This is a genomic window from Thiocapsa roseopersicina (genome assembly GCF_900106925.1).
GTDB lineage: Bacteria > Pseudomonadota > Gammaproteobacteria > Chromatiales > Chromatiaceae > Thiocapsa > Thiocapsa roseopersicina.
In genome coordinates, this window is record NZ_FNNZ01000015.1 from 83,427 (window position 1) to 105,471 (window position 22,045).

Below are 22,045 nucleotides of genomic sequence, written 5' to 3' on the forward strand. Positions count from 1 at the left end.
CGTGGTGCGAATCGGTCGCCTGATTATACGCATCGTCGGAGGCCCGATCGGAAACCCCGGAACGAACCGACAACCGATCGTAAGGACCCTCGGCCTTCGGCAGCGCAACCGCCGTCGTCGGGCAAGTCCCGGCGGCGGAGTCGATGCGCTTCGCACGCTGCCGGAAAGAGTTTATTATTGTATTGTTAATAATTGATGAGACAGGATCCGATGGTGAGCAATCTGAGCCAGCCTTCCCGCCCGGTCCTGAACGACCCGGTCGACGACCGCGACGCGATCGACCTATTCGCGGACGATGCCGACATCGAGCGGGCATCCCGGTCGCTGAAAGCCATGTCGCATCCCTTGCGCCTAAAGATCCTCTGTACCCTGGGCGACCAGGAAGTCAGCGTCCAGGAGATCGTGGACCACGTCGGGACTTCGCAGAGCAACATCTCTCAACATCTGGCGATTCTGCGGGACAAGGGCATTCTTGCCTCGCGCAAGGATGCCAACCGCGTGTATTACCGGGTGAGCGACGGAAGGACCCTCCAGCTGATCGGGATGATGCGCGAGGTCTTCTGCCAGCATACCCACTGAGTCGCCGCACTGCGGGATGACGCCTGCGTCCCGTCTCCCTATAATTCGGCAACTTAATCATTCCAAGGGCAGTCGCGGGCAACTGCGGCCCCGGTGCGCTCGACCGAGGGTCGAGGCGCCCCGGTCGCGGCGTTCCCGAAGTCCTGCCCAATCAACGAGATCGCAGAGCGATGCTGTTAGACCAAATCGTGGAGTTCGTCGGAAGCCACTGGTACCTCTTCGTGGCCTTGTTCGTCATCTTGGGCTTGCTGACCCACAACATCATCGTGGGTGGTAAAGGCAGCGTCGAGCCTTTGGCGGCGACCGAGATGATCAACCACCAGGACGCGGTGGTCATCGATGTTCGCCCGGCGGCCGATTTTGCAAAGGGCCACATCATCAACGCGATCAATATCCCGATGAACGGGTTCAAGAACCAGATCGCCACGCTGACCAAACACAAGGCCAAGCCGATCATCATCAACTGCCGGTCCGGTGCCCAGTCGGCGATGGCCTGCAGCCAGCTAAGAAAGGAAGGGTTCGAACAGGTCTTCAACCTGCACGGCGGAATCATGGCGTGGGAAGCCGCGAGCCTTCCGCTCACACGCAAGAAACGCTGAGCTGCACGCCGTTCCGGTGCCCGGATCACCGGCGCCGGTCCTCCCCCCTGACCTTCGATCCAGTCTTCGATAAGGAACCACAACATGGCCGAGAACGCGCAAAGCAACGACCCCCGCACCCAATCGGAGCGACAGTTCTCCGTCCAACGAGTCTACGTCAAAGACGCGTCATTCGAATCTCCCAATGCTCCGGACATCTTCCGCGGCGAGTGGAAGCCCACGCACGAGCTCAATGTCAGCACCAAGGTCAATCGGATCCAAGATGACCTTTTCGAGGTCGTGCTCTCCGTGACCGTCTCTGCACAGCTCGGGGATAAGACGGCCTTTATCGTCGAGGTCCAGCAAGCGGGGATCTTCGGCATCGCCGGTTTTGCCGAGCAGGAAATGGGCGCCATGGTCGGTGCCTACTGTCCCAATCTGCTCTTCCCTTACGCCCGCGAGGTCGTCTCCGATCTCGTGTCCAAGGGCAGCTTCCCGCAGCTCGTACTCCAACATGTCAATTTCGACGCGCTCTTTGCGCAGCATCAACAGGAGGCGATGCAGCGCGCCAAGGGCGAAGCGACAGAGCAGCCGAGTCAGCATTGAGCGCGACCATGCCGGCCGATACCCTACAGGCCGATTCCACGAAGGCCGCAATCGCGGTTCTGGGTGCCGGATCCTGGGGAACGGCGCTCGCCATCCTGCTGTGCCGTAACGGGCACCGCGTGCGGCTGTGGGGTCACGAGATCGAGCAGATCGATGCCTTGCGTCGCGACGGCGAGAACCGCCTCTTCCTGCCGGGGGTCCCGCTGCCCGACAGTCTGTCTGCGACTGCGTCCCTCGACGAGGCGCTTGCCGGGGCAAGCGACTGCCTGATCGTGGTTCCGAGTCACGCGTTTCGGCGCGTGGCGGAACAAATCGCGCGGCAACTTCCCGCTGCGATCGGCGTCGCTTGGGCGACCAAGGGCCTCGATCCGGCAAGCGGGGAGCTGCTCCACGCCGTTGCGCAGGAGAGCCTCGGCACCCGCGCACTCGCGGTGGTGTCCGGACCCAGCTTTGCTCAGGAGGTCGCGCACGGACTCCCGACCGCCGTGACGGTCGCCTCGGCCGATGCCGCGTTTGCCGAGCGGATTGCATGGCTTCTGCACGGGGAGCGGTTTCGCGCCTATACGAGCTCGGACATGATCGGTGTCGAGGTGTGCGGAGCCGCCAAGAACGTGCTCGCGATCGCCACCGGGATCGCGGACGGTCTCGGGTTCGGCGCCAATACCCGCGCCGCACTTATTACGCGAGGGCTTGCCGAGCTGATTCGGGTCGGCACCGCCTTGGGCGGCCGCAAGGAGACCTTCATGGGTCTCGCAGGCATCGGCGATCTGGTCCTGACCTGCACGGACAACCAGTCGCGAAATCGGCGGATGGGCCTTGCGCTCGCTGCCGGGGCAAGCTTGGCGGATGCACAGGCCAAAATCGGCCAAGAGGTCGAAGGTGTCGTGACCGCGCTCGCCATGTATCGGCTCGCATCCCGTTTGGGCATCGAGATGCCGATCAGCGAGCAGGTCTACCGAGTTCTCTACGAAGGCGTCTCGCCCGAAGGCGCGACGCGAGCCTTGCTAGAGCGCGAGCCGAAGGCGGAGTTCGGCTGAACCGCGTTCGGCGTGATCGGCTTTGTTGCGAGGAGTGACAGGCGTCGTCTCGATAAACGGCCATCGCCAGGTGCGCATTGGATGCAAGAACGACATCCTTGATCGATCGTTTCAACCGCGCCTGCCCGGGCGCGGCTTACTCCCGCCGCGCGACAACCCCTTCGAACCCGGTTTGACGCCAAGCCTCGAAAGCGACGACCGCAACGGCGTTGGAGAGATTGAGGCTGCGATTTCCCGGACGCATCGGAATGTAAAGGCATCGCTCGGGCGGGAGGGTGTCGAGCAGGGCTTGCGGTAGACCTCGCGTCTCCGGACCGAACAGAAAGGCGTCGCCGGCTTCGTAGTGCGGCGTCGTATAGGCGGTCGAGCCTCGGGTCGTGAGTGCGAAGAGCCGCCGCGGTCGGATCGCCCCAAGGCAGGCTTCCATCGTGGGATGAACCTGAACCTCCGCCCATTCGCGATAATCGAGCCCGGCACGCCTGAGCAGACGATCCTCCAGCACGAACCCGAGAGGCTCGATCAGATTGAGTCGCATACCGCTGTTCGCACAGAGCCGCATGACATTGCCGGTATTGGGCGGGATCTCGGGCTCGTAGAGGATGACATCGAACATCGCTGATCCAGGTGGGTCGGGTGTGGGCGAGCAGGTTGGCCGCGGTCGGAATCGATCGACCCATGAACAGGTTCGGCGGTTGACCGAGACATCTCGCTGCATGCTATATTAAGGTTTGTGAAAGTTCTAACTCCGCCGCTCCAGGGCGGCCAAAAACCCTATGAGGACACCGACATGAGCGATATCGCCGCGCTGAAGAAGGAAAAGCAGGAGTTGATCGAGAAGATGCTCGGGATGCAGAAGCAGTTCATCGACTACGAGCATGAGCACGGCGTTTCGGGCAAGGATTACTGGGCGGCGACGGACGGCTTGCTCGTCAACTATCGGCAGGAATACCAGGATATGGCAAACCGTGTCGTAGACATTGCCCATGAGATCGTCGGCTCGGCGCGCAACTGATCAGGTCCGCACGGCAGTGCTGGAGCTCGCGTCCGGAATCTCGGACGCGGCTCACAACGAAAAGGCTCTCCGCGAAACGCAGATCAGCGTAAGTGCTCGATGTATTTGGGTGTTTCGCGCATATCCAGCCTGATCGCCCTTCCCTGAGCAACAAACGGATCCGCAACCCCCTCGAACTTCAGCACACACCGCGCGTGTCCTCGACTCTCGAGCGGGATCGGGATCATGTCGCGATAGGTGAAGATGTTTTCTTCGATGTCGCCTCCTCCGCAGACAAGCGGGCCGCTCGGAATCGTCGAGGTTTCCTCGACCCCGTCGATCACTAAATCCCCTGCCTGCTGCCAGCGTGTCCGTTCGCTCGACCCAGTCATCGTCTTGACGAGATAGGCCCGCGAGAAACGTAGGCTCAGGCGTCCGCCCTCCAGATCGATCGACGAGATCTCCGAGCCCTTCAGGTCGATACTCATACTGTCCAAGTCATTCTCCGAATCTGTCATTCGCTACCAACAGTGGATTCAGCGGAGCGATGACCGCCGGGCGTGTCCTCGTTCCGCCTATCCGATTTGGGGGCTCCGTACCGAATCCTCATCCGCCGAGGGCTCCTCCGGGTCGATCTCGATGTCCAGCTGCAGCTCCTTGATCTTGCGGGTCAGGGTGTTGCGTCCCCAGCCGAGGAGCCGCGCGGCCTCCTGGCGACGCCCGCCGGTATGCTCCAAGGCGGTCTGGATAAGAATTTGCTCGAACACCGGCATGGCCGTGTCCAGCAAGGCACCCTGGCCCTGTTTGAGGCTCTGACGCACCCAGCGGCGAAACACGGTCTCCCACGGCTCGTCGCGAACCGGCTCGGAAAACGAGGCGTTGAGCTCGGGCGGGAGATCCTCAGCGTGAATCTCTTTGCCCGAGGCCATGACCGTGACCCAGCGGGCGGTGTTTTCGAGCTGGCGAACATTACCGGGCCAATCGAGCCGTTTCAGATGCTCGATCGCGCTCGGCGCGAGCACCTTCGGCTCGCACGTCAGCTCCAGGGCCGCTTGGGCAAGGAAGTGCCGCATCAATACGGGGACGTCTTCGCGCCGATTGCGCAGCGCGGGGAGATGAATCCGGATGACGTTGAGACGATGGAACAAGTCTTCGCGAAAACGGCCGTGCCGAACCAAGTCTTCGAGGTTTTGGTGTGTCGCCGCGATGATCCGCACGTCCACCCGCGTCGGGGCAACGCCGCCGACACGGTAGAACTCGCCGTCGGCGAGTACACGCAGGAGTCGAGTTTGAAGCTCGGCGGGCATATCGCCGATCTCGTCGAGGAACAAGGTTCCCCCGTCGGCCTGCTCGAATCGCCCCTCACGGCGACTCTGGGCCCCCGTAAAGGAGCCGCGCTCGTGACCGAACAGCTCCGATTCCAGGAGATCCCTCGGGATTGCGGCCATGTTCAGGGCGATGAAGGGTCGATCGCTGCGCGGACTGTGGCGGTGCAGGGCGCGTGCAACCAACTCTTTCCCGGTTCCGGATTCGCCGTTGATCAGAACCGTGATGTTGGAGCGCGCAAGTCGGCCGATCGCCCGAAAGACCTCCTGCATGGCAGGGGCCTCGCCGATGATATCCGGCGCCTTGGTCATCACGATCTCTTCGGGCCGCTCGTCGCGACCGCGCCGGCAAGCCCGGTTGACCTGTCCGACAGCCTCGTCGAGGTCGAATGGTTTGGGCAGATATTCGAAGGCACCGCCATGGAAGGCCGACACTGCGCTGTCCAGGTCGGAATGTGCGGTCATGATGATCACGGGTAGCCCGGGATAGCGGGCCGAGACCTGTCGCAGAAGATCCAACCCGTCGATCCCGGGCATGCGGATATCTGTCAGGATGACATCGGGCTGCTCGCGCTGAAGCGCCTCCATGACCCCGACCCCGTTTGAGAAACAGGTCACATGCATTTCGGCCTTGCGCAACGCCCGCTCGAGCACCCACCGGATCGACCTGTCGTCGTCGATGACCCAGACCTTGGGCTCGCGATTATTCATAGGCCGTCTCCAACGGCAGATAGACGTAAAACGTGGTCTCGCCGGGCCGACTCTCGCACTCGATGAGGCCTCCATGTTGATTGATGAGCTCCTGGGCAATGGGTAGGCCCAGCCCGGTACCGCCTTGGTGGCCCGATACCATCGGAAAGAAGATTCGATCCTCGATCTCCTGCGGGATTCCGGGTCCGTTATCACGGATTTGGGCCTGCAGCACAAGGCGATGACGTCGGTTTCCGATCGTGAATTGCCGTAGGACGCGCGTGCGCAGCTCGATGCGTCCGGTCACTCCTGCGGCGGCGGCGGCGTTGCGAGCCAGGTTTAGGAAGGCCTGAATCAAGCGGTCCTGATCGGCCATGAAATCCGGGATACTCGGGTCATAGTCACGCTGCACGCGCGGACCCGTCGGCGACTCCGCGAGGATAAGCCCACGGACATGCTCGAGGACATTGTGGATATTGACCGAGGCACGGCGCGGTAAGCGACTGGGGCCGACCATACGGTTGACGAGGTCCTGGAGCCGGTCGGCCTCGTCGATGATGATTCGCGTGTATTCACGCAAACCCGGGTCGGGAAGCTCCTGCTCAAGCAACTGCGCGGCACCGCGCAGTCCGCCGAGAGGGTTCTTGATTTCGTGCGCTAAACCGCGGATCAATGCCTGGGTTGCCTGGTGCTGAGAAAGCAGATGTTCCTCGCGGGTGATCCGAAGTTGACGGTCGACCTGCGCGAGCTCTACGAGCACTTGATCGTGCGCATCGAAATGGTGCAGCGGTAGGACGGTGCAGTTCACCGTCTTGGTGCGCCCGTCACCCGCAACGACATTGATCTCTCGCTCAGTGAAGGGATGGCGCGACTCCAAGGCAGCTTTCAGACGTTCCTCAACTTGGTGGTCGGGGCAGGGAAGCAGGTTTAGAGCATGGTGTCCGATCATATGTCTGGCACTGATCTCGAAGAGCATCTCGGCCGCCGGATTGAGGTAAAGGAGACGTAAGTCCTTGTCGAACAAGAGGACAGCCGTGTTCAGGTGATCGAGAATCGTCCGCTCTAGGGCCGGCTTCGGGGCTGGCTGAATACTCATGATTTCTCATCCGAACGGCTGACAAGCTCGCGCGTGACCGAGGGCGCACGCGAAGACGGAGGGTTTGACGTCGACGATCGGGCTGCGCGAGGCTTTACGCAGACGAACGGCGCGATACGCGGACTCGGGCCGGCATATCGACACCGACGACATGCGAAACTCATACCATCGCAGATCGGCCTGAGCCGATCGGGAAAGCCCGTGCAATAACGCGAGCTTAGGGCAAAGCCCCGGGGGGAGCGGATTGGCGCAGCTCGACATCGAGCAACTGGGTCGACGCGACGACAGTGCCGAGCGCATTCAGCACGCGCGCTTGGATGCGGTGCGCTTGGAAGCCGACGCCCTGGATTTGAAATCCTGTCGATCCCGCCTCGATGGCGACCGCACGGTCGTCGAGTACGAGATCGAGACGATGCCCGTCGAGCAACGGCGGCTCCAACAGCAGCTGGACGTCGAGTATATCGGTCGGCTGAATCAGGACAGCTCCCGTGGTCGGTGCCAGGATATCGAAGGCCGCGTAGGGTCCGAGAAACGGCTCATCGCCCGCCGGGGCGGCACCCTTCGGGGCGGAATCGCCAGCTGGACCGGTATCGGGAACAACGCGCTGTACCGCCGCATCCGGAGGTCGTCGATCCGAGAAATGGGTGCGTCCGTCGGCGTCGACCCACCGAAAGATCTCCGCGCTAGACCCCTGGGGCGCGAAAAAAACGAGGACGACGAACAAGTATTTGATCATGCCAGAAGAATAGTCGACCCGGATTTCGGGCTCAACCGGAAACGAAAGAAGCCCCTTGCGGGGCCTCGTCTACGCGCCCGAAAACAGCTCGGGTTTAGAGACTGTAATACATGTCGAACTCGACCGGATGCGTGGTCATACGGATGCGAGTGACTTCTCCCATCTTCAGAGCGATGTACGCATCGATCAGATCGTCGGTGAAGACGCCGCCGGCGGTGAGGTATTCCCTATCATTGTCCAAGTATTCCAAGGCCATATCCAGCGAGTGGCAGACCGTCGGGATGGATTTGGCCTCTTCGCGCGGTAAATCGTAGAGATCCTTATCCATGGCATCGCCCGGATGGATCTTGTTCTGGATGCCGTCCAGACCCGCCATCATCATCGCAGCGAAAGCCAGATAGGGGTTGCAGGTCGAATCCGGGAAACGGACCTCGATACGGCGGCCCTTGGGACTGGCGACATAGGGAATTCGCACGGAGGCGGAGCGGTTGCGCGCCGAATAGGCGAGCATCACGGGGGCTTCGAAGCCGGGCACCAAACGCTTGTACGAGTTGGTGGAGGGGTTGGTCAAAGCATTGAGAGAGCGGGCGTGCTTGATGATACCGCCGATGTAATAGAGTGCGGTGTCGGACAAGCCAGCGTATTTGTCGCCGGCGAAGATGTTCTGGCCGTCTTTGCTCAGCGACTGATGGACGTGCATGCCGCTGCCGTTGTCGCCGACCAGGGGCTTGGGCATGAAGGTCGCCGTCTTGCCGTAGGCATGAGCAACGTTTTGAACGACGTACTTGGTGATCTGGTTTTTGTCTGCGCGCGCAACAAGCGTATCGAACTGGGTGCCGATCTCGCATTGGCCCGCGGTTGCGACCTCATGGTGATGCACCTCGACCGGCACACCCATTTCTTCGAGCGTCAGGCACATGGCTGCGCGAATATCGTTGAGCGAATCAACCGGCTGAACAGGGAAGTAGCCGCCTTTCGTGCTCGGGCGATGCCCCATGTTGCCGTCGGCGAAGACGCGCTCCGAGTTCCAGCCGGCCTCTTCGGAATCGATCTTGTAGAAGGCGCCGCTCATGTCCGCACCCCAGCGCACATCGTCCAGGATGAAGAACTCGGGCTCCGGACCGAAGTAAGCCGTGTCGGCGATTCCCGTCGACTTCAGGTAGGCCTCGGCACGCTTGCCCAGGGAGCGCGGGTCGCGCTCGTACCCGGTCATGGTGTCGGGCTCCAAGATATCGCAGCGGATGATCAGGGTGTTCTCGTCCGTGAAGGGATCCATGACGGCGGTGGAGGGTTCCGGCATCAGGACCATGTCCGACGCCTCGATTCCCTTCCAGCCCGCGATCGAGGAGCCGTCGAACATCTTGCCGTCCCGGAAAAGGTCTTCGTCAACCACCCGGGATGGCATGGAGACGTGCTGCTCCTTGCCGCGTGTGTCGGTGAAGCGAAGGTCGACGAACTTCACGTCGTTGTCCTTGATCATTTTGATCACGTCTGTCATTTGGGATTTCTCCGCTGCTGTAGGTTCTGGGGAAACATGGCCGGACGACGTCATGGTCGTTCTGTCGCCTTCGGGCGCACCGAGGCGGCTCGGAGCCTAGCAGGTCGCCCTTCAGGCTGCACGACTCGCGATGGGTCGGCGCGTCGCGGTGATTCGGTCTGGATGGATGTCCTCCGCGTCGAAGACGACACCGGGGACAACCGGCGCTGTCGATCACCTCGGGGCCGTCTAGCATCTACCGAGCCAAAACATCGTTCGGGGTCTCCCCCTGGCTGGATCGGTGCGCAGCTATCGGTCCGAATTGATCTCAATACTTTGTTTTAATGGGGGGATTTTAAGCGCGACAAGGGCCGCTGGTTGATCGCAGCAGCCCGAGACCAGACGATGAGACACAGGCGACAAGAGGATCCGCCGCCTGCTCCGGCATGTTTGCACCTCAATGAGGCTCATCGGGTAGCAATGCCCCGAGATGGTGCGGCCACTACCCGAACAGGATTCGCACATCTCGGAACACCGGATCGTCCGTGATCGCTGCGGCGAGCCGCTCGCGCAGCGAGACCGCATCCGCGCCCTGTCGCCGGCACGCGGCCAGCGGAAAATAGACCTCGACGTCGATCTGACCTCGGATGTAATGGAAGACGATCCGCTCACGCTCGTTCGCCTCCGGAATCGCCGACCAGAGCGAAGCGAGGCGGGCCATCGCTTCGGCCCTCAACGGGAGCCCGACTGGAGGAGGAAACCGATCGTCGTCTTCGGGATCGATATGCACGGTCACATCGGTGATCTCGTCGATCTCGCGCTTGAGTCGATGCTCCACCAAAAGGCTGATCATGTGCCCTTCGGAGACGCTGACGAGAGGATCGACCAGGACATGGACGTCGGCCGAGACCAGCCCGGCATAGCGGCGCGTACGCAGCATGTGAATGTCACGCACGCCTCCGACCGATCGAATGGTCTCCTTGACCTCTTTCAGCCGCTCGGTTTCCAGCCCGGTATCGACCAATTCGTTGATGGCCTCCCAACCCAGCTCCCAACCGATCTTTGCGATCATGATCGCGACCACGACCGCCGCGATCGCGTCCAGATAGGCTAGGCCGGCCATGGTCCCGGCAATCCCGACCAGGACGACCACCGAGGACACGGCATCCGTCCGATGGTGCCAAGCATTGGCGCGCAGCAGATCCGACTTGACGCGCTTGGCATAGCCGAGCGTCCACCAGTAAAGCCATTCCTTGACCAGGATCGATGCCAAGGCCGCGAGCAGGGTCAACGGCTCCGGCTGGAGCAAGGCTGCCGGCTGAAACAACCGCTCGATGGAATCCCAGGCAATGCCGAAGGCCACGGCGATCAGCAGTAAACCCAGAAGAAGGGTTGCTACCGTTTCGTACCGGGCGTGCCCGTACGGATGATCATGATCGGGTCCTTGACTGGCGCGGCGGCCGGCCAACAGGACCAACAGGTCGGAGAACAGATCCGAGAGCGAATGGATCCCGTCGGCAACGAGCGCTTGAGAGTGTCCGAAGACCCCTGCGATGATCTTCACGACTGACAGCACGAGATTGATCGCCGCCCCGACGACGGCCGTATGTGTCACGGCGTGGCGGCGTTCGGCTGACGCGTCTTTGGGCGTGAGCATGGCGGGGAGAATCAAGGTTGCGTTTGGAGGCCGGCTCGGGGCCGAGGATTTCGCGGGGTCGATCGCACTAGGGTACCAGGCGATGCCGCGATTTGCGCGGACCGGCGGCCGCGGCGAGACGATCCCCCCGGATCGGCCGCGCCGATCGGACCCCGTCGGCGATCTTTGCAACGTTGCCGCGACCTCGCCGATCGTCGCCGATCGGCGCTATACTGCCTGATTTCCGCCAACACTGGGCCGAAGGAGTACGATCTTGAGTCTCGATCGCGAGGATGTCTCGACCTTTCAGGGCCTCGTTTTTGCCCTCGAGCGTTACTGGGCCGAGCAGGGATGCGTCATCCTTCAGCCACTCGACATGGAGGTGGGCGCGGGAACCTTCCATCCGGCGACCTTTCTGCGATCCATCGGCCCCGAGCCTTGGCGCAGCGCCTATGTCCAGCCCTCGCGTCGTCCGACCGACGGGCGGTACGGCGAGAATCCGAATCGCCTGCAGCATTACTACCAATACCAGGTCGTCCTGAAACCTTCGCCGCTCGAGATCCAGGATCTTTACCTCGACTCGCTGCGCCGTCTCGGGATCGATCCGCTGGTGCATGATATCCGATTCGTCGAAGACAACTGGGAATCCCCGACCTTGGGTGCCTGGGGGCTCGGCTGGGAGGTTTGGCTCAACGGGATGGAGGTGACCCAGTTCACCTATTTCCAGCAGGTGGGTGGACTCGATTGTCGTCCGGTGACCGGCGAGATCACCTATGGCCTCGAACGGATTGCCATGTACCTGCAAGGTGTCGAGAGCGTCTACGACCTGATTTGGAGCCAGACCCCGGCGGGCGTCGTCACCTACGGCGATGTGTATCATCAGAACGAGGTCGAGCAGTCCGCCTACAACTTCGAGCATGCCGACGTCGATGCCTTGTTCAGACAGTTCGACACCTGCGAGGCGGCCAGTGCCGCCATGGTCGAGAAGGGCCTTCCGCTGCCGGCCTACGAGCAGGTCTTGAAGGCATCGCACACCTTCAACCTGCTCGATGCGCGCGGCGCGATCTCGGTTACCGAGCGGCAGCGCTTCATCCTGCGGGTACGCACCCTTTCGCGAGCCGTCGCCCAGGCTTATTACGACCGCCGGGAGGCCCTCGGCTTCCCGATGCTGACCCGCTAACGGGAGACGACTGTGGACGCAACCAGTAACCTTCTGGTCGAGATCGGAACCGAAGAGCTCCCTCCGACCGCCTTGCTCGCGCTCTCGCACGCCTTTGTCGCAGGTTTTCGCGAGCGACTCGACGACGCCGGCATCGGCTTCGAGACGATCGAGCCCTTCGCCTCGCCACGTCGATTGGCCCTTTTGGTACGCGGCATCCTGACCCGGCAACCGGATCGGGAAATTCTGCGGCGCGGACCTGCCGTTGGGTCCGCGTTCGCACCCGACGGCCAGCCGACCAAGGCTGCTTTGGGTTTCGCCGGGTCTTGCGGGGTGCCGGTCGATGCACTTGCTCGCGAGGTCACGGACAAGGGCGAATGGCTGGCATTTCGAAGCACGGTGCCCGGCGCGCTCACGGCCTCGCTGGTGCCGGAGTTGACCGACGCCGCACTGGCCCGTCTTCCCATTCCAAAACGGATGCGCTGGGGCGAGGGCTCGGAAGAGTTCGTGCGTCCGGTTCATTGGGTCTGCTTGCTCCTGGGGACCGAGGCGATACCGGGCCGCATCCTGGGCACCGAGGCCGGTCGCCACACACACGGACATCGCTTCCATCACCCTGAGCCGCTCAACGTACCCGAAGCGACGGAATACGCCGAGCTGCTGCGTTCGTGCGGGTCCGTCGAACCGGATTTCAAGCGGCGGCGCGACCTGGTTCGCAGCCAGGTCGAGGCGCTGGCTTCGGCGAATGGGCTGCGCGCACGGGTCGATGACGCCCTGCTCGACGAGGTCACGGCCTTGGTGGAATGGCCAAAGGCGATCCTGGGCCGCTTCGACGCGGCGTATCTCGCCATTCCTCCCGAGGTTCTGATCGAGACGATGCGCTCGAACCAGAAATACTTCCCGGTCGAAGACGCCTCGGGGGCCTTGCAGGCATCCTTCATCACGGTCGCCAACATCGAGAGCCGAGATCCGGATCAGGTCCGTGCCGGCAACGAACGCGTGATCCGTCCTCGTTTCGCGGATGCAGCTTTTTTTTGGGCCCAGGATCTCAAGCAGCCGTTGGAAGGATACGCCGAGCGCCTCGAGACCGTCGTCTTCCAGGATCGGCTCGGCACCGTCGCCGAGAAGAGCGCCAGAGTGGCAAGTCTGGCAGGCGATCTGGCGTCTTCGATCGGTGTTGATCCGGATCTCGCTGCCCGCGCCGCGCGGCTCTCGCGCTGCGACCTGGTCACCTCGATGGTCTACGAGTTTCCCGGCCTTCAGGGGACGATGGGGCGCTATTACGCCGTGCACGCGAAAGAAGATCCCTGTGTCTGTGCTGCAATGGAAGAGCAGTATCTGCCGAGGTTCGCAGGCGATATCCTTCCCTCAAGTCCGTGCGGAAGGGTCTTGGCGATCGCTGATCGGATCGATACGCTGGTCGGGATCTTCGGTATCGGGCTGCGTCCCACAGGCGCCAAGGACCCTTACGGTCTGCGACGTGCGTCGATCGGCGTACTGCGTATCCTGATCGAGACCCCGTTGGAGCTCGACCTGCGCGCGCTGATCGCTTTGGCGGCATCCGCCTACCCGGCAGGACTCTTGAGCAAGGATGTCGAGGCTGCAGCCCTGGCCTATGTGCTCGATCGTTTGCGCGGCTACTACCATGAGCGTGGTGTCTCCGCCGATACGATCGAGGCGGTCCTCCAGACAGGAGTGACCATACCGGCCGATCTCGATGCGCGTCTGGCGGCCGTGACGGCCTTCAGATCGATGAGCGGATCCGCGTCCCTTGCAGCGGCAAACAAACGTATCCGCAACATTTTGAGCAAGGCGGGGATCGACATCGTTGCTGGCTCGGTGTGTCCCGAAGCCAATGGGGAGCTGCTCAAAGAGCCTGCCGAGATCCGTCTTGCCGCTCAAGTCGATGAACTGTCCTCGCGGGTTATGCCCCTCGCCAACGCCCGTGACTATGTCGGGGTCTTGAGTCTTCTATCCGACCTCGAAACCGATCTCGAAGCCTTTTTCGACCAGGTCATGGTGATGGTGGAGGATCCGAATATCCGCAAGAACCGCATCGGGCTGCTCCGTTCCCTGGCTGGACTGTTCCTGCTGGTTGCGGATATTTCCCGTCTCCAAGAATGATCGATGGGTCAACTCGATAGGCGGATGTTTCTTGGTGTGCGAGGGCGGAAGTCATGGTTGATCGGGTCGTAATTCTGGATCGTGACGGTGTCATCAACGAGGATACGGAGCATTTCATCAAATCCATCGACGAGTGGATCCCTTTGCCGGGCAGTATCGATGCGATCGTGCGCCTCTCCCACGCAGGGTATCGGGTTGCCGTCGCGACGAATCAGTCGGGGTTGGCGCGCGGCCTGCTGACACCGGCGGACCTCGATTCCATGCACCGCAAGCTTCGGGATCTCTTGGCCGAGCAGGGAGGGAGGATCGAGATGATCGTCTATTGTCCGCATGGACCCGATGACGGTTGCGGCTGCCGCAAACCCAAACCCGGCATGCTTGAGGAGATCGGGAGGCGACTCTCGGTGAATCTCGCTGGCGTACCCTTTGTTGGCGACTCGCTCGGCGACATCGTCGCAGCGAGGGCTGCCGGGGCCGATCCATGGATGGTTTGCACGGGGAAAGGGGAAGATACGCTGGCGAGCGGATCCCCCGACCTTGCCGGAGTCCCCGTCTATGCCGACCTCGCGTCGGTCGCCGACGCACTCCTCCATGGATAGAACCATATTTCGGGAGAGGTTGAATGCGGGTCTGATTCGTGGGGTGATCCTGGCCCGTTCGCTGTTGTACCAAGTCGTTCTGGTCGGATCGGCCCTCGTCTACTCCACCCTTCTTCTTGTCGTCGGTCCCATAGCATCGGACGAAAGTCTCGATCGTCTGGCGCAAAGTTGGGCAAAGCTCAATCTAGCGGCATTGAAATGGATCTGCGGACTGCGCTGCCGCGTCAGTGGACTGGAAAGGTTGCCTGTGGAGAACGCGATTGTTCTGAGCAAGCATCAGTCGGCATGGGACATCCTCGCACTGAGGGCAGTACTGCCGATTCGACAGAGCTGGGTCTTGAAACAGGAGTTGATGCGCATCCCCGTCTTCGGAGCCGGTTTGAGACGTCTGCAGTGCATTCCGATCGACCGGGCCGCGGGACGTCGAGCTATCGTGGAGCTGGTGCGCGAAGGTCTGCGCAATCTGCAGGGCGGACGCTGGGTGATCGTCTTTCCGGAAGGCACGCGTACCGCACCGGGTTCGCGCCATCCGTACGCCATCGGCGGGGCGGTCCTGGCCGAGCGTAGCGGCAGGCCCGTCGTACCGATCGCGCACAATGCGGGCTTCTTCTGGGGAAGGCGCAGCATCCTCAAGACACCCGGGACGATCGACCTGGTCATCGGGCCGACCATCCCGACCGTGGGTCGGAGCGCTGCCGAGATCAACGCAGCGGCGGAAGAGTGGATCGAATCGACGGTCGCCTCATTGCCCGGACCGGGCGCAGTTTAGACGTCCAGATTCTCGACATTGAGCGCATTGCGCTCGATGAATTCCCGGCGCGGCTCGACATGATCGCCCATCAGGGTGGTGAAGATCTGGTCGGCACCCACGGCATCCTCGATGGTTACCCGTAACAGGCGCCGAGTCTCCGGATTCATAGTGGTATCCCAGAGCTGGTCGGGATTCATCTCGCCAAGTCCTTTGTAGCGCTGGATGCTGTGCCCGCGTTGCGCCTCGGCGAGCAGCCAGCGGATCCCCTCGCCCAACTCGGTGATGTCCTTGCGGCGCTCGCCGCGAGCGATGTAAGCGCCCGGCTCGATCAGGCCGGCGACCTTTCGGCCGTAATCCAGGATCTTCGCGTAGTCCGCCGTGTGGAAAAAATCCAACGGGATGATGCGGCTCTCCGGAATCCCGTGGATCAAACGAACCAATTCCAGCGCTCCCGGACGAAGCGATGTCGGATCGGTCAGACGGAGCTGGTAGTGCAAAGACAGCGACTCAAGCTGATTCAGACGCCGCTCCATGTCGTGCCGCCAATCAGAGAATGCGCCGACATCTGCCAACAGCGCATCGTCGAGCGGTGGCGCCTTAGCCAGTTCATCGAGAAAGACCGCATCGTAGCGAGTCGATAGACGTTTGATGATCCCGACAAAAACCTGGTAATCCCGCGCGAGTGTTTCGAGCGCTGTACGGGCCAAGGGCACGGTGTCAGCATTGACGTGGAGATCGGCGCCGTCCAGCGCGGCCTGGAGCATGGCACGATTCAGTGCCGCGTCGTCGAGCAGGTACTCCTCCTGCTTTCCCTTCTTGATTTTGTAGAGCGGCGGCTGCGCGATAAAGATGTGGCCGCGTTCCACCAGCTCCGGCATCTGACGGTAAAAGAAGGTCAACAGAAGCGTTCGAATGTGGGCGCCGTCGACGTCGGCGTCCGTCATGATGATGATTCGGTGATAGCGGAGATTGTCCGGGTTGTACTCTTCGCGCCCGATCCCGCACCCCAACGCGGTGATCAGCGTCCCGACCTCGGCGGAGGACAACATCTTGTCGAAACGAGCCTTCTCGACATTCAGGATCTTTCCCTTGAGCGGAAGAATTGCCTGAAACGCTCGGTCGCGCCCCTGTTTGGCCGAACCGCCAGCGGAGTCACCCTCGACCAGATACAGCTCTGAATTCGCCGGATCCTTTTCCTGGCAATCGGCAAGCTTGCCCGGCAGCCCCGCAACATCGAGCACGCCCTTGCGCCGTGTCATCTCGCGGGCCTTGCGGGCCGCCTCGCGGGCTCGCGCGGCCTCAAGCATCTTGTTGGCGACCGCCTTCGCCTCTGCCGGCTGCTCCTCGAGGAAGATATTCAACTGCTCGACCACGAGCGATTCGACGATGGCCTTCACCTCGGAGGAGACCAGCTTATCTTTCGTCTGCGACGAAAACTTCGGGTCCGGCACCTTCACGGACAGGACCGCGGTCAAGCCTTCGCGAGCATCGTCGCCGACCGGTCGGATCTTCTGGTTGCGGTCGAGGCCCTCTCGCTCGATATAGCCGTTCAAGGTCCGGGTCAGCCCGGCACGCAGTCCAGCCAGGTGGGTGCCGCCGTCTTTCTGCGGGATGGTGTTGGTGTAGCAGAAGATCGTCTCTTGATAGCCATTGTTCCACTGAATCGCCAACTCCACCGTGACCGATTGGCGCTCGGCAGTGAAGTGGATCACGCTGGGGTGAATCGGCTCTTTGTTTTGGTTCAGGTGCTCGACGAAGGCCCGGATGCCGCCCTGATACTCGAAGATGTCCTCTCGACCGGTTGCCTCTTCGAACAACTCGATACGCACACCGGAATTGAGGAAGGAGAGCTCGCGAAGTCGTTTTGCGAGGATGTCGTAATGGAACTCGATATGGGTAAAAGTTTGGTCCGATGGATAGAAGCGGATCTCCGTTCCCGTTGCATCGGTGTCTCCGACGAGCTTAAGCGGGTACTGGGGTTCCCCGAGGTGGTACTCCTGCTGATAGAGGCGACCGCCCCTCGATATCTTCAAGAAGAGTCGATCGGAGAGTGCGTTGACGACCGACACCCCGACACCGTGGAGCCCTCCCGAAACCTTGTAGGAGTTGTCGTCGAACTTCCCGCCGGCATGCAGAACCGTGAGGATCACCTCGGCCGCAGACCTTTGTTCCTCGGAATGGATGTCGACCGGGATGCCTCGCCCGTTGTCGGTCACGGACACCGAGCCGTCACCGTGAAGGATGACGCGGATGTTGTCGCAATGTCCGGCAAGGGCCTCATCGATGGAGTTGTCGACGACTTCGAAGACCATGTGGTGGAGGCCGGTACCGTCGTCCGTATCGCCGATATACATGCCCGGCCGCTTACGGACCGCGTCGAGTCCGCGAAGGACTTTGATGCTTGTTGAATCGTAGGTCATGTGGCCTGGTCGAAATGCTGGATCGGTGGGAGGGCTCGCAAACGCAGGCAGCGCGACCGTTGGCCGATCGCGGCATCACGCCTTCGTGGAAGCAGGGTGCGCACCGCAGTCGGGTAGGTCGACGCCGGGGCAAGGTTGCCCCTAAACATGACCCATTATACGGGAACCGGGGCCGAAGCGCTTCAGGGGCGGGAGGGTAGGCTATGGGGCCTGACGGCCGCTGCCGTCAAGCCGAGGACCAGGGCGGCGGTGGAAGCCCGACGAGTGCAGGAGAGGTCAGCGTGCCACGTTCCACGTGGAACATCGTGGCTGCGCCGGCGGACACTTCGGCGATGCCGCCGGATTCGGAGCTCAACCGAGCGATGAGCATCTGTGCGTCCGAATCTCCAAACAACCGCCATAGACGTTCGGCGGTGCTCGCGTCGAGCTCGGCATCGATGTCGTCGAGGAGCCATAGCGACGGAGCCAACCCCTTCCCAAGGTGGACCCGTTCCGCGGCGAGTTGAAGGAGGCACACGGCCACCTTTGCCTGGCCGCGCGATAGTCTCAAAGGAGAGCCATCGCGGCCGATCTTGATATCGGCTCGGTGTGCGCCCGCGAGCGTTTGACCGCGCAGAATCTCCGCGCTCTGCCCCCGTTTTAGGGAAGCCGACAAATCGCCATCCTTCGGCCAGCCGCGCTCGAAGAAAAGGTCGGAACCGTGGAGGAACGGAAAGGCGTCCGCGTAGGATCGAAACTCACTCCGCCAGAGTTCCACGAAGTCCATGCGCTTCGCGGTCATTTGGTCGGAAAGGTCAACGAATGCCGGATCCCAGAACGATGCGCGGGAACCGCCTTGCCGAAGCGCCGCGTTCCGCTGAGCAAGGACGCGCCGGAGTTCGGCCCTTAGCCGACCAAGCTGATGTTCCACGTGGAACACATTCCAGTCCAAAAGTCCGCGTCTGAGCGTGGGCTCCCCCTCCAAAAGAGCCTGAGGATTCTCTCCGACAAGTTTGACCCGCAGAGGGCTGTCACTCGGCGGGAGCGACCCCATCACGACACTGTTGTATCTTCTCAGACTCCCCCGACCGCTTCGTTCGAAGACCAGCATCGATTCGTTCGAGGAATCCGCCTCCCGAAACCGCCCTTCGATCAGGGTGCGGCACTCACCGTCGCTCGTCAGGGATCCCGCCTTGCGCCCCCGAAAGCTCCTGCCTCGGGCCAAAAGATAAACCGCCTCCAGAAGCGTTGTCTTCCCGGCTCCATTAGCGCCACTCATCAGGATCCGAGGCGACTGCTCCCGAAGATCAAGATACACGCTCCGAAGGTTTCTTAGATTCCTGATCCGAAGCGTCAAAAGCCGAGAACCATTTAAACCGTCCATCGGCTCGGAGAATCACAACCGCATGGGCATGACGACATAGGTTTCGTCCTCGGCGCCGACACCGCGCCAAACCGAGCTACTCCCTGCATCGCTGAACCGGACCTCGATCTCCGTACCCTCGACCGCACCTAAGACGTCGGACAAATAGGCGACATTAAAGCCGATCGCGACGGATTCGCCACTGTAGTCGAGCTCGATCTCCTCCTCCGCCTCCTCCTGCTCGGGATTGTGAGCCTGCAGCCGCAAGACGCCCTCCTCAAATGCCAACCGAACACCACGGTACTTCTCGTTCGACAGAATCGACGTCCGTGCCAACGCACGCTTAAGGGCATCATTGCTGACCCTGGCGACCTTCTCGAGCTCGCGCGGGATGACCCGCTCGTATTCCGGGTAACGCCCGTCGACGAGTTTCGAGGTCATCACCATGCCCCCGACCGCAAGCCGAATGCTCCTCGGGCCGACCGACACCGAGACCTCCTCGTCGGTGGATGACAATTGCCGCCGAAGTTCCAGGATCGTCTTGCTCGGCACGATGACCTGCACTCGCTCCGGCACATCCAAATCCAAGCTCCGATGAAACTTGGCCAATCGATGTCCGTCCGTGCCGACCGCCGTAATCCCGGAGCGCTCCCACTCGAGCAGTAGACCGTTCAGGTAGTAACGCACGTCCTGTTGCGCCATCGCGAACGATGTCTTGTCGAGAATCTGACGCAGGATGCCTTCGGGAACCTTCACCTCCACACCCTCGATGTCGGCGTCCATCAGCGGGAAGTCCGCAGCCGGCAGCACCCCGAGCGTGAACCGACCACGTCCCGCGGTCACGACACAACGCTCGTTGTTCAGCCGAAACCGGATTTCCGTCCCTTCCGTCAGGTTTCGGCAAATATCCATCAGCTTTCTGGCGGGCAGCGTGGTCTCCCCCTCACCGGGCACCGAAGCGCTGCAGCTCGTCCTCACCTCTACCTCAAGATCCGTTCCGCAAATATCGAGGCGGTCTTCCCGCGCGGACAACAACAGATTCCCGAGGATCGGGAGCGTTTGACGTCGTTCCACCACACCGACGACTTTACTGAGTACAGGCAACAACCGTTCACGGTTGACGACGAGCTCCATCGTGATCTCCTAAATCTTAAGTAATTTAAAAAACCTGTAGTAATAAGGGCTGTGCATGAGTGCAGCAGCGTCCACAACTGACGGTGGATCAACCACATCGCCCCAATCGACCGAAGGCACAACCTCTGGGCAGCTTGTGCATAAGTTTCGACTCAAACCGCCTTCGATTTCTGTCAACATCCTATCCACAGCTATGAGGTCAGAGTTCTCAACAGGTTTTTGTAGTCTTCTTCGATCGATGCGTCGCTGTCGCGAAGGTTCTTGATGGTCCGGGTCGCATGCAGGACGGTGGTATGGTCACGTCCTCCGAAAGCCCGTCCGATCTCGGGAAGACTGTGCTTTGTCAGCTCCTTCGCAAGCGCCATGGCGACCTGACGTGGGCGAGCGATCGAGCGACTGCGTTTCGCCGAGATCATGTCGGAGGTTCTGAGCTTGTAGTACTCGGCGACGATTTTTTGGATGTTCTCGATACTGACCTGTTTGTCTTGTGCGGCCAGCATGTCTCGAAGTGCATGTTTCGCCAGCTCCATGCTGATGGGTTTGCCGGTGAACTGAGCGTTTGCGACCAGTCGCCGAAGGGCTCCTTCGAGCTCGCGGATGTTCGAGCGAATTCGGCGCCCGACGAAAAAGGCGACATCCTCCGGGAGATCCACACCCCAAAGGCTCGCTTTGCTGTGCAGAATCGCGACACTGGTTTCGAGGTCCGGCGGCTCGATGGAGACCGTCAGTCCCCAACCGAAACGGGATTTGAGCCGCTCTTCAAGGCCCACCACCTCCTTCGGAAAACGGTCGCTGGAAAGGACGATCTGTTGGCGCGACTCGAACAGCGCGTTGAAGGTGTGAAAAAACTCCTCCTGCGAACGCTCCTTTCCCGCAAAGAACTGAACATCGTCGATCAGCAAAGCGTTCACCGAGCGATAGGTCTTCTTGAACTCGTCGATCCGGTTGTGCTGCAGCGCCTTGATCATCTCCGCCACGAACCGCTCCGAGTGCAGATAGACGACTCGAGCGTTCGGGTTGGTCGCGAGGACGATATTGCCGACGGCATGCATCAGATGCGTTTTGCCGAGGCCCACGCCGCCGTAGATGAAGAGCGGGTTATATGCGGTGCCTGGGTTCTGCCCGATCTGGATCGATGCCGCCCGGGCGAGCTGATTCGATTTACCCTCGACGAAGCTGTCGAACGTGAAATCTGCGTTCAAGTTGGCACTCGCCCGTCGGGCGGCAAGCTCGCCATCCGCATCGACGGGAGCTGCGCTGGTGATTTGTGCCGCCGTACCACTCGACTTGGAGTCCAAACCGCCGACCTCGAAGCTTAGCCGCCCGATGGCCCCGTCGCTGTAGGCTCGGCACAGGTCGAGCAGTCGCCCCTCGTAATGCTGGCGCGTCCAATCCAGGACGAACCGGTTCGGCGCGAACAACCGCAACCGACCCTCGTCGACCCGCGCCTGCAACGGGAGAATCCAGGTATTGAACTCAGCCGAGGTCAACTCTCCTTTCAATTGTCTGACACACTGCTCCCATACTCCCACGGTGGACTCCCAAAAACCCGCTTGTTGTTGTCGAGCAAGACCGTAGATCGCTCCGACGGTCCTGATGGCTCCGATAATCGGTCGGGAGGTTTCCCTCGCTGGCCTCTCGTCGGTCCGGTGTCGCGGCAGTCTAGCCTCCCGGACGAGACTTATCCACAACCGGCGGCTCCAAGCCCCGAACCCTATCGGCATTGACTTTCGAGCGGAAATTGCTTATGTTTCCGCGCCTTTTA

Annotated in this window: 20 protein-coding genes; 9 read left to right on the forward strand and 11 right to left on the reverse strand. The window is 61.5% G+C overall.

Annotated features, from left to right (window positions below; translation table 11 throughout):
• Positions 1-210: 210 nt before the first annotated feature.
• The 4 genes from BLV04_RS15830 (at position 211) to BLV04_RS15845 (ending at position 2,800) form a co-directional block, all read left to right on the forward strand.
• Positions 211-579, forward strand: coding sequence for an ArsR/SmtB family transcription factor (locus BLV04_RS15830; RefSeq protein WP_093034347.1), 369 nt, complete (start codon positions 211-213; stop codon positions 577-579).
• A gap of 170 nt (positions 580-749) precedes the next feature.
• A complete protein-coding gene (locus tag BLV04_RS15835; RefSeq protein ID WP_093034223.1) occupies positions 750-1,178 on the forward strand; it encodes a rhodanese-like domain-containing protein in 429 nt (142 codons plus the stop codon).
• Positions 1,179-1,262: 84 nt separating this feature from the next.
• Positions 1,263-1,763, forward strand: a complete 501-nt coding sequence (gene secB, locus BLV04_RS15840; protein ID WP_093034226.1) for a protein-export chaperone SecB — start codon at positions 1,263-1,265, stop codon at positions 1,761-1,763.
• 8 nt (positions 1,764-1,771) lie between these two features.
• Positions 1,772-2,800 (forward strand): NAD(P)H-dependent glycerol-3-phosphate dehydrogenase, encoded by a 1,029-nt coding sequence (locus BLV04_RS15845; RefSeq protein ID WP_093034350.1) that lies wholly within the window; start codon positions 1,772-1,774, stop codon positions 2,798-2,800.
• A 136-nt stretch (positions 2,801-2,936) separates the two neighbouring features.
• Here BLV04_RS15845 and BLV04_RS15850 read toward each other — a convergent pair whose 3' ends face one another.
• Entirely contained in the window at positions 2,937-3,413 is a 477-nt protein-coding gene (locus BLV04_RS15850) for a tRNA (cytidine(34)-2'-O)-methyltransferase (protein ID WP_093034229.1), read from the reverse strand.
• A 174-nt stretch (positions 3,414-3,587) separates the two neighbouring features.
• Between BLV04_RS15850 and BLV04_RS15855 the strand changes: the two genes are divergently transcribed.
• The gene (locus BLV04_RS15855; protein WP_093034232.1) at positions 3,588-3,812 is read left to right on the forward strand and encodes a hypothetical protein; all 225 of its coding nucleotides are present in this window, start codon (positions 3,588-3,590) and stop codon (positions 3,810-3,812) included.
• An 83-nt stretch (positions 3,813-3,895) separates the two neighbouring features.
• Here the strand turns inward: BLV04_RS15855 and BLV04_RS15860 are convergent, their stop codons facing one another.
• The 6 genes from BLV04_RS15860 to BLV04_RS15885 form a co-directional block, all read right to left on the reverse strand.
• Positions 3,896-4,279, reverse strand: a complete 384-nt coding sequence (locus BLV04_RS15860; protein WP_342721914.1) for a hypothetical protein — start codon at positions 4,277-4,279, stop codon at positions 3,896-3,898.
• Positions 4,280-4,366: 87 nt separating this feature from the next.
• Positions 4,367-5,827, reverse strand: coding sequence for a nitrogen regulation protein NR(I) (ntrC, locus tag BLV04_RS15865; protein WP_093034238.1), 1,461 nt, complete (start codon positions 5,825-5,827; stop codon positions 4,367-4,369).
• The gene (gene glnL / locus BLV04_RS15870; protein WP_093034241.1) at positions 5,820-6,902 is read right to left on the reverse strand and encodes a nitrogen regulation protein NR(II); all 1,083 of its coding nucleotides are present in this window, start codon (positions 6,900-6,902) and stop codon (positions 5,820-5,822) included. Before glnL ends, ntrC begins: the two co-directional genes overlap by 8 nt.
• 217 nt (positions 6,903-7,119) lie before the next feature.
• Positions 7,120-7,638 (reverse strand): DUF4124 domain-containing protein, encoded by a 519-nt coding sequence (locus BLV04_RS15875; RefSeq protein ID WP_093034244.1) that lies wholly within the window; start codon positions 7,636-7,638, stop codon positions 7,120-7,122.
• Positions 7,639-7,732: 94 nt separating this feature from the next.
• Positions 7,733-9,136: a glutamate--ammonia ligase gene (gene glnA / locus BLV04_RS15880; protein ID WP_093034247.1), complete on the reverse strand. Its 1,404-nt coding sequence runs from the start codon at positions 9,134-9,136 to the stop codon at positions 7,733-7,735.
• Between the two features lie 481 nt (positions 9,137-9,617).
• On the reverse strand, positions 9,618-10,772 hold the full coding sequence (locus BLV04_RS15885; RefSeq protein ID WP_093034250.1) for a cation diffusion facilitator family transporter: 1,155 nt from the start codon (positions 10,770-10,772) through the stop codon (positions 9,618-9,620).
• A gap of 253 nt (positions 10,773-11,025) precedes the next feature.
• Between BLV04_RS15885 and glyQ the strand changes: the two genes are divergently transcribed.
• Genes glyQ through BLV04_RS15905 form a run of 4 tightly spaced genes read left to right on the forward strand, consistent with a single transcriptional unit; the run spans position 11,026 to position 15,402 of the window.
• Positions 11,026-11,931: a glycine--tRNA ligase subunit alpha gene (glyQ, locus tag BLV04_RS15890; protein WP_093034253.1), complete on the forward strand. Its 906-nt coding sequence runs from the start codon at positions 11,026-11,028 to the stop codon at positions 11,929-11,931.
• A 12-nt stretch (positions 11,932-11,943) separates the two neighbouring features.
• Positions 11,944-14,034, forward strand: a complete 2,091-nt coding sequence (glyS, locus tag BLV04_RS15895) for a glycine--tRNA ligase subunit beta (protein ID WP_093034256.1) — start codon at positions 11,944-11,946, stop codon at positions 14,032-14,034.
• A 53-nt stretch (positions 14,035-14,087) separates the two neighbouring features.
• Positions 14,088-14,633 (forward strand): D-glycero-beta-D-manno-heptose 1,7-bisphosphate 7-phosphatase, encoded by a 546-nt coding sequence (gene gmhB, locus BLV04_RS15900; protein ID WP_093034259.1) that lies wholly within the window; start codon positions 14,088-14,090, stop codon positions 14,631-14,633.
• Complete coding sequence (locus BLV04_RS15905) at positions 14,626-15,402, forward strand: lysophospholipid acyltransferase family protein (protein WP_093034262.1); 777 nt, start codon at positions 14,626-14,628, stop codon at positions 15,400-15,402. The genes gmhB and BLV04_RS15905 overlap by 8 nt, the downstream gene beginning before the upstream one ends.
• Here the strand turns inward: BLV04_RS15905 and gyrB are convergent.
• From gyrB to dnaA, 4 genes are all read right to left on the reverse strand, one after another.
• A complete protein-coding gene (gene gyrB, locus BLV04_RS15910) occupies positions 15,399-17,804 on the reverse strand; it encodes a DNA topoisomerase (ATP-hydrolyzing) subunit B (RefSeq protein WP_093034265.1) in 2,406 nt (801 codons plus the stop codon). The two genes, BLV04_RS15905 and gyrB, sit on opposite strands and share 4 nt — an antisense overlap.
• 226 nt (positions 17,805-18,030) lie before the next feature.
• Positions 18,031-19,167, reverse strand: coding sequence for a DNA replication/repair protein RecF (gene recF, locus BLV04_RS15915; protein WP_093034268.1), 1,137 nt, complete (start codon positions 19,165-19,167; stop codon positions 18,031-18,033).
• Positions 19,168-19,179: 12 nt separating this feature from the next.
• Positions 19,180-20,280: a DNA polymerase III subunit beta gene (dnaN, locus tag BLV04_RS15920; RefSeq protein WP_093034272.1), complete on the reverse strand. Its 1,101-nt coding sequence runs from the start codon at positions 20,278-20,280 to the stop codon at positions 19,180-19,182.
• Positions 20,281-20,471: 191 nt separating this feature from the next.
• On the reverse strand, positions 20,472-21,812 hold the full coding sequence (dnaA, locus tag BLV04_RS15925; protein ID WP_093034275.1) for a chromosomal replication initiator protein DnaA: 1,341 nt from the start codon (positions 21,810-21,812) through the stop codon (positions 20,472-20,474).
• Between the last annotated feature and the right edge of the window lie 233 nt (positions 21,813-22,045).